This is a genomic window from Cryobacterium sp. MLB-32 (genome assembly GCF_000738085.1).
Classification (GTDB): domain Bacteria; phylum Actinomycetota; class Actinomycetes; order Actinomycetales; family Microbacteriaceae; genus Cryobacterium.
Genome location: NZ_JPRS01000258.1, coordinates 1 through 5,843 on the forward strand (window position 1 = coordinate 1; position 5,843 = coordinate 5,843).

The 5,843-nt window shown below is 63.4% G+C and carries 6 protein-coding genes, 1 tRNA gene and 1 pseudogene; 3 read left to right on the forward strand and 5 right to left on the reverse strand.

Annotation, left to right across the window (positions count from 1 at the left end; genetic code table 11):
- The 5 genes from JF66_RS17190 to JF66_RS17210 all read right to left on the reverse strand — a co-directional run.
- A partial coding sequence (locus JF66_RS17190) for a penicillin-binding transpeptidase domain-containing protein (protein ID WP_035879930.1) occupies positions 1-710 on the reverse strand: 710 nt, incomplete at its 3' end.
- Complete coding sequence (locus tag JF66_RS17195; RefSeq protein WP_035879932.1) at positions 710-2,110, reverse strand: FtsW/RodA/SpoVE family cell cycle protein; 1,401 nt, start codon at positions 2,108-2,110, stop codon at positions 710-712. The genes JF66_RS17190 and JF66_RS17195, both read right to left, overlap by 1 nt.
- Complete coding sequence (locus JF66_RS17200) at positions 2,097-3,323, reverse strand: PP2C family serine/threonine-protein phosphatase (RefSeq protein WP_035879934.1); 1,227 nt, start codon at positions 3,321-3,323, stop codon at positions 2,097-2,099. Before JF66_RS17200 ends, JF66_RS17195 begins: the two co-directional genes overlap by 14 nt.
- Positions 3,324-3,328: 5 nt before the next feature.
- Positions 3,329-3,907: an FHA domain-containing protein gene (locus tag JF66_RS17205; RefSeq protein ID WP_035879936.1), complete on the reverse strand. Its 579-nt coding sequence runs from the start codon at positions 3,905-3,907 to the stop codon at positions 3,329-3,331.
- Positions 3,904-4,629 carry a DUF3662 and FHA domain-containing protein gene (locus tag JF66_RS17210; RefSeq protein WP_035879937.1) on the reverse strand — a complete coding sequence of 242 codons (726 nt, stop codon included), beginning with the start codon at positions 4,627-4,629 and terminating at the stop codon, positions 3,904-3,906. The genes JF66_RS17205 and JF66_RS17210 overlap by 4 nt, the downstream gene beginning before the upstream one ends.
- A gap of 294 nt (positions 4,630-4,923) precedes the next feature.
- Here JF66_RS17210 and JF66_RS17215 point away from each other — a divergent pair.
- From JF66_RS17215 to JF66_RS17220, 3 genes and pseudogenes are all read left to right on the forward strand, one after another.
- Positions 4,924-5,007: transfer RNA gene (locus JF66_RS17215), tRNA-Leu, on the forward strand.
- 243 nt (positions 5,008-5,250) lie between these two features.
- Positions 5,251-5,376, forward strand: a pseudogene (locus JF66_RS25415) (DUF2510 domain-containing protein); the annotation flags it as partial.
- Positions 5,377-5,379: 3 nt separating this feature from the next.
- Positions 5,380-5,625, forward strand: a complete 246-nt coding sequence (locus tag JF66_RS17220) for an NINE protein (RefSeq protein WP_231556486.1) — start codon at positions 5,380-5,382, stop codon at positions 5,623-5,625.
- Positions 5,626-5,843: the final 218 nt, after the last annotated feature.

Sequence of the window (5,843 nt, forward strand, 5' to 3'; positions counted from 1 at the left end):
CTGTCTGGCTCGAACTTGCCGGATTCCAGAGCGGCCGTCGCGACGACGAGCTTGAAGACGGATCCGGGAGGGTTGAGGCTGTTGATCGCGCGGTTGATCAGGGGATTTCCCGCATCGTTCAGTAGGCCCTGGTAGCTGTTGGTCACGTCAGCGTTGTTGTGTACGGTCAGCAGGTTGGGATCAAAGCTCGGCTTGGAGACCATGGCGAGCACACGACCCGTCTTGGGCTCGAGCACCACGACGGCACCGGTCTTGTCGCCGAGTGCATCCCAGGCGGCCTGTTGGGCGACGGGGTCGATGGTCGTTTCCACGGCAGCGCCTCTGGGAGCCACACCGGTGACGAGAGCGCTGATCTTGTCGAAGAACTGAGCGTTGGAGGTGCCGGTGAGTTCGCCGTTCAAAGCGTGTTCCAACCCGGTCGGCGCTCCGTTCAGTGGGATGAAGCCGGTGATCGGTGCGTAGAGAGGCCCATTGCTGTAGGTGCGCAGGAATTTGTAGTCGTCATTGGCCGGCATGGACTGGGCGATCGGATCGCCGTTGACCAGAATGGCCCCGCGCTCCACGGAGTAACTGTCGAGGAGCGTGCGCGTGTTGCGGGCATCCGCTGACAAGTTGTCAGCCTGGAAAGCCTGCACGATCGACGTGGAGGAGAGGAGGGCGACGAACATGAGCATCACGACGACGCTCACTCGCTTGAGTTCGCGATTCATTAGACCACCAGCCTGGGTTGGTTACGGACAGTGTCAGAGAGTCGCAGCAGAAGTGCCACGATGATCCAGTTGGCCACGAGCGACGACCCGCCGGCGGCGAGGAACGGGGTGGTGAGCCCGGTGAGCGGAATCACCCGCGTCACACCACCGATCACAATGAAACACTGCAGGGCCACAACGAATGAGAGGCCGACGGCGAGCAGTTTGCCGAAGTCATCCTGGCCGGCGAACCCGATGCGGAAACCGCGGGCCACGAGGAGCAAATACAGGGCGAGGATGGCGAAGATACCGGCGAGGCCGAGTTCCTCGCCGAGGCTGGCGATGATGTAGTCGCTCTGTGGCACTGGCGTGATGTCTGGCCGGCCCTGACCGAGGCCGGTGCCGAGCAAACCACCCTTGGCCAGGCCGAAAAGGCCCTGCACGAGCTGGAAGCTGCCGCCCTGCGCGTTATAGACATCGGGGTTGAGGGCGTCCAGCCAGTTCGTGAAGCGGCCGTTCACGTAGTTGAGCGTCTGGCTCGCCAGAATGGCTCCGCCGAGGAAGAGAGCCATGCCGAGCACAACCCAGCTGAGGCGCCCCGTGGCGAGATACAGCATCACGAGGAAGAGGCCGAAGTACAGCAGGGCGGTGCCGAGGTCGCGTTGAAAGATGATCACGGACATCGACAGGGCCCAGACGACCAGAATGGGGCCGAGGTCGCGCAGGCGGGGGAAGTGCATGCCCATGAAGCGTTTCCCCACCATGGACAGGCTGTCGCGGTTACGCACGAGGTAGCCGGCGAAGAACACGGCCAGGGCGATCTTGGCTATTTCACCCGGCTGGAATGTGGCGAAACTTCCGACACCGATCCATACGCGCGCGCCGCTGACCTCTCGGCCCAATCCGGGCACGAGAGGAAGCAGGAGGAGAAATACGGCAACGAAACCGGCTATATACGTGTAACGGAATAGAATGCGGTGGTTGCGAATGACGAGGATGACCGCGATGGCGCAGGCAATGGCCAGTCCGCTCCACGCCGTCTGCCGCACGGCCGCACTGTCCCACCCGGCTGCGCCGTCGGCGATGTCGATGCGGTAGATCATGGCGATACCGAGCCCGTTGAGCAGCGTCGCGATGGGCAGGATGAAGGGGTCGGCGTCCCGGGCGACGAAACGCATCACGACGTGCAGGGCGAGAACGAGCAGGGAGAGGCTGGCGCCGAGCAGTACGAGGGTGGTGTCGATGTGCCCGAGGGCACCGAGCTGCACGAGCACAACGGCAGCGGCGTTGATCGAGCAGGCGATGAGTACCAAGAAGAGTTCAAGGTTTCGCATCTTCTGCGGCAGGTGCAAACGGCGCACCCTGTCGGGCCGCGACCCCGCGCTGGCTCCAGGAGCCTGTACTCGGCTACTGGCTGGCATTGTGTAACCGTTCGATAATGAGCCTGGCTTCCTCGAGGGAAGCGGCACTGATGGTCTTTTCTACCTGTTGGCGATCGTAGACGCGCAGGCTGGACAGCTCCAGACTGGTGTCTTCGTAGACGCTGGACAGTGCGATGGGGCCGATATCCTGCTGCACGCCCTGGTAGATGGCCACGGTGCTGCCTTCGACGCCGACGAAGTAGCGCGTCTGCGTCCACTGGTAGCCGAGAAATGTGGCGCTGCCGATGGTGAGGACCAGCAGAATGACTCCAACAAGCCAGGTCGTCTTGCGACGGCGCGCACGGCGGGCGTCTTCTTCGATCAGCTCCGACAGGTAGTCCTGAGAGTCCGGCTCGAAGTGCGTCTCGCGCACGGGGTGCAGCCGCAGGGCAGGGATGCGGAGGGGGCGATTGCGCACGGGCTCTTCACCGAAGGCGGTCGGAGCTGCGGCGGAACCAACAACGGTGGGTGAGTCGTCGCGCTCGGCGGCATCGCCGACGTCGACGATCACGACCGTCACGTTGTCGGGCGCACCACCGTCCAGGCTTTCCTTGACGAGCCTGTCGGCGGTGTCGCTCGCGCTGAGCCCGCTGGAGACGGCGGCGGCGATGCCCGAGTGCGAGACGACGCCCGTAAGGCCGTCGGAACAGATCAGCCAGCGGTCGCCGGGCAGGGTCGCGAGGATGGACGTGTCGATCTCGGGGGATGAGTCGACGTCGCCGAGAACACGCATGAGCACGGATCGGCGCGGATGGACCATGGCTTCCTGCTCGGTGATCCGACCGCTGTCGACGAGGCGCTGAACGAACGTGTGGTCGATGGTGATTTGCGACAGCTCGTTGTCGCGAAGCAAGTAGATTCGCGAATCGCCGATGTGGGCGATGGCAACCTCGTTCTCGAGAACGATCATCGCGCTGACGGTCGTGCCCATGCCGGTGAGCTCCGCGTGCTCGAAGACCGTCTCGGCCAGTTGGGCATTGGCCCCGATGAGGGCCGCCTGCAGCGCGAATTCAGCGTCGGCAGCGGAGGCGTAATCCGTGTCGGCCTCAACGATGCGCTTGACGGCGATGGCCGAGGCGACATCACCACCGGCGTGGCCGCCCATGCCGTCCGCGACAACGAACAGGTGATGTCCGGAATACCCGGAGTCCTGGTTGTTGGAGCGAACCCTGCCCACATGGGACGCGGCTGCGCTGTGAATCACTGTGGCCATGGAAACTACCGCCGAAGCTCGAAGCTGGTCGCGCCGATTTTCACGGTGGTGCCGAGGGGCACGGGGGTCGGCACAGCAACGCGCTTGCCGGACAGGAACGTGCCGTTGGTCGAATCCAGGTCCTGGATCATCCACTCGTCGTTCCACAGCATGAGACGCGCATGATGCGTCGAGGTGTAGTCGTCACGGATGACGAGGCTCGAATCGCTCGAGCGGCCGATGGTGACAGGGTCGGTGCCAAGCGGAAATTCGGTGCCGGCCTTCGGGCCGGAGGTGATCACAAGGCGACCGGTGTTGTGCGCGGTCGCCTTGCCACCGGCGACAGGCGCGCTGGCAGCCTTCGGCGGGGTGAACTGCTCTGTGGGCGCGCTGGCAGCTGCCGCTGCCGGCGCGGACATGGCGGCGACGGGTGTTTGGAACGCGGGTGGCGTGGAGGGGGCGGCCGCAGCATCCGGTGACAGCTTGCGCACACGCTGGCCGAAGAGGTCACTGCGCAGGGCATAGACGATGCCGAAGATGAACATCCAGAGCAGCAGCAGAAAGCCGATGCGCAGAACGAGAAGAGTCAGTTCACTGACGCTCATTTCGAGGGCCCCCAGAATCCGCCCATGTCGTGGCGTTCGTTTGCGTCTCCGGTGGGTTGTCCCTGCGCCAGCACCCGGAAGACGATACGGGTGCGGCCGATGGTGACGACCGATTCTGGTTCAAGGATCGCTTGAGTGACAGGCGACCCGTTGAGTTGTGAGCCGTTCGTGGAGCCGAGGTCTTTCACCTGGGCGCGGGCACCGTCCCAGATGATTTCCACGTGGCGACGGGATGTGCCGGAATCGTCCACGGTGATGTCGGCGTCGCTCCCGCGACCGATCACCGTTCGGGACTTGGTCAGGGGATACCGTTTGCCGCTGATGTCGAGCACAGGGGTCCAGGAGACGTCGCCCTTGAAGGTGCTCGAGTCGATCTGAACCATGCCCTCGCTCAGGCTGCGGTCTTCGGAGATGGTGATGGATACACCGCCGGTGAACTGGTAGCGCTGTTCGGTGGCGTGTTTCTTGACCAGCTGGGTGAGCTCGTCGATGAGCGTTGCACCGAGGTCGGACATGCGCGCATAGTCAGCGCGGGACATACGCACGGTGAAGCGATTGGGCGCGAGAATACGATCGCGGGCGACGACTGCCGCTTTCGTGTCCAGCTCGCGACGCAGAGCCGAGGTGATCTCGACGGGCTGCAGTCCCGATCTGAAGGTCTTTGCGAAGGCACCGTTTACGGCGCGCTCAAGACCTTTCTCAAAGTTATCCAGAATGCCCACAGGTCTCCCGATCCGGTCTGATTGGCTATGAGCATGTTACGTGCCTCGGGTGGAAACCCGCCTGTAGGGCACAGGGGGTACGAAACGTCATCCTACCCGCGCGGGTTGGGGGCCGGTTAATTGGGGGGGGGTGTGGTGCCTGCGCGAGGCGGCTCCGGCGTTCGCTCGGCTCCGGCCTGCCAGGCCGGCTCGTGCGACCGGAAAGCTGCCGACCCGCGCTTGACGCGGCCGGATTGAGGCAGGGGACCCTCGAATGGCGCCGAACCCCATTTCAGTGTTAGCATCGTCAAGTTCGCGCGAGTGGCGGAATTGGTAGACGCGCTGGCTTCAGGTGCCAGTGCCCGTAAGGGTGTGGGGGTTCAAGTCCCCCCTCGCGCACAAACAGGATTTCTCTGAAATCCAAGCGAACAGGAAAGACCCTCGAGAAATCGGGGGTCTTTTTCGATTTCCCAGTGGACGAGCCTGTCGAAATCCCTGAGGCACAGGAGCGGATCATGTGTGCTCGGTCTGGGTGGCCGTCCTCACCCGACACACCGAGCAGGCAGCAAGATCGAGCGGGGCGATAGCCAAGTCGTACGCGGCGAGGCCGCGGTTAGACTGGCCTCCAGCAATGGGGGAACGATGGGCAAAGAGGCTGCAGTTACGCCAGACCTTCCACCTGAGGGTTGGTACACACGCCCGGACGATTCGACGCTGAACCGATGGTGGGACGGCGACGTGTGGACGGAGTATACGACGCCAAAGGCGGCGGTGTCAGCCGAAAAGTCTAACCGCATCGCCTACCTGTACTTCTGGCTCCTGGGTGGGTTCTCGGCGCATAACTTCTATCTGGGCCGCACGGGTCCGGCCCTCGGATTCCTCGCGCTCTACTGGGGTGGATGGGTGCTCACTCCGTTTGGCGTCGGCTTGGCCTTGCTTGCCGGGGCGGTCATCTGGCTCGTCAGAGACCTGTTGGCGATCCGTCGATACGTGTCAGCGGCCAACGCCACGTCCTGAGTTCTTTCGGGACCCTGCTGCCCTGACGCCAACACATCCGTTGTATGAGCGAACCAGATAGAAGAAGGTCAGAACGGAACACAATCCCCGTTCTGGCCGTTTTTTGTTTGATCGGGTGTCCGAGTTGCTTCAGCTGCCCCCGCGAACGTTAAGAACAGAGCGGCTGGGAAGAGGCGGCGTTCTGTGCTCAGAGGTGTGAGTGATGTCACGCGGGCGTT

Bases quoted from the DNA above. Each gene is read 5' to 3' on its own strand.
- JF66_RS17205 (WP_035879936.1), bottom strand. From the start codon at position 3,907: ATGAGCGTCAGTGAACTGACTCTTCTCGTTCTGCGCATCGGCTTTCTG.
- JF66_RS17200 (WP_035879934.1), bottom strand. From the start codon at position 3,323: ATGGCCACAGTGATTCACAGCGCAGCCGCGTCCCATGTGGGCAGGGTT.
- JF66_RS17195 (WP_035879932.1), bottom strand. From the start codon at position 2,110: ATGCCAGCCAGTAGCCGAGTACAGGCTCCTGGAGCCAGCGCGGGGTCG.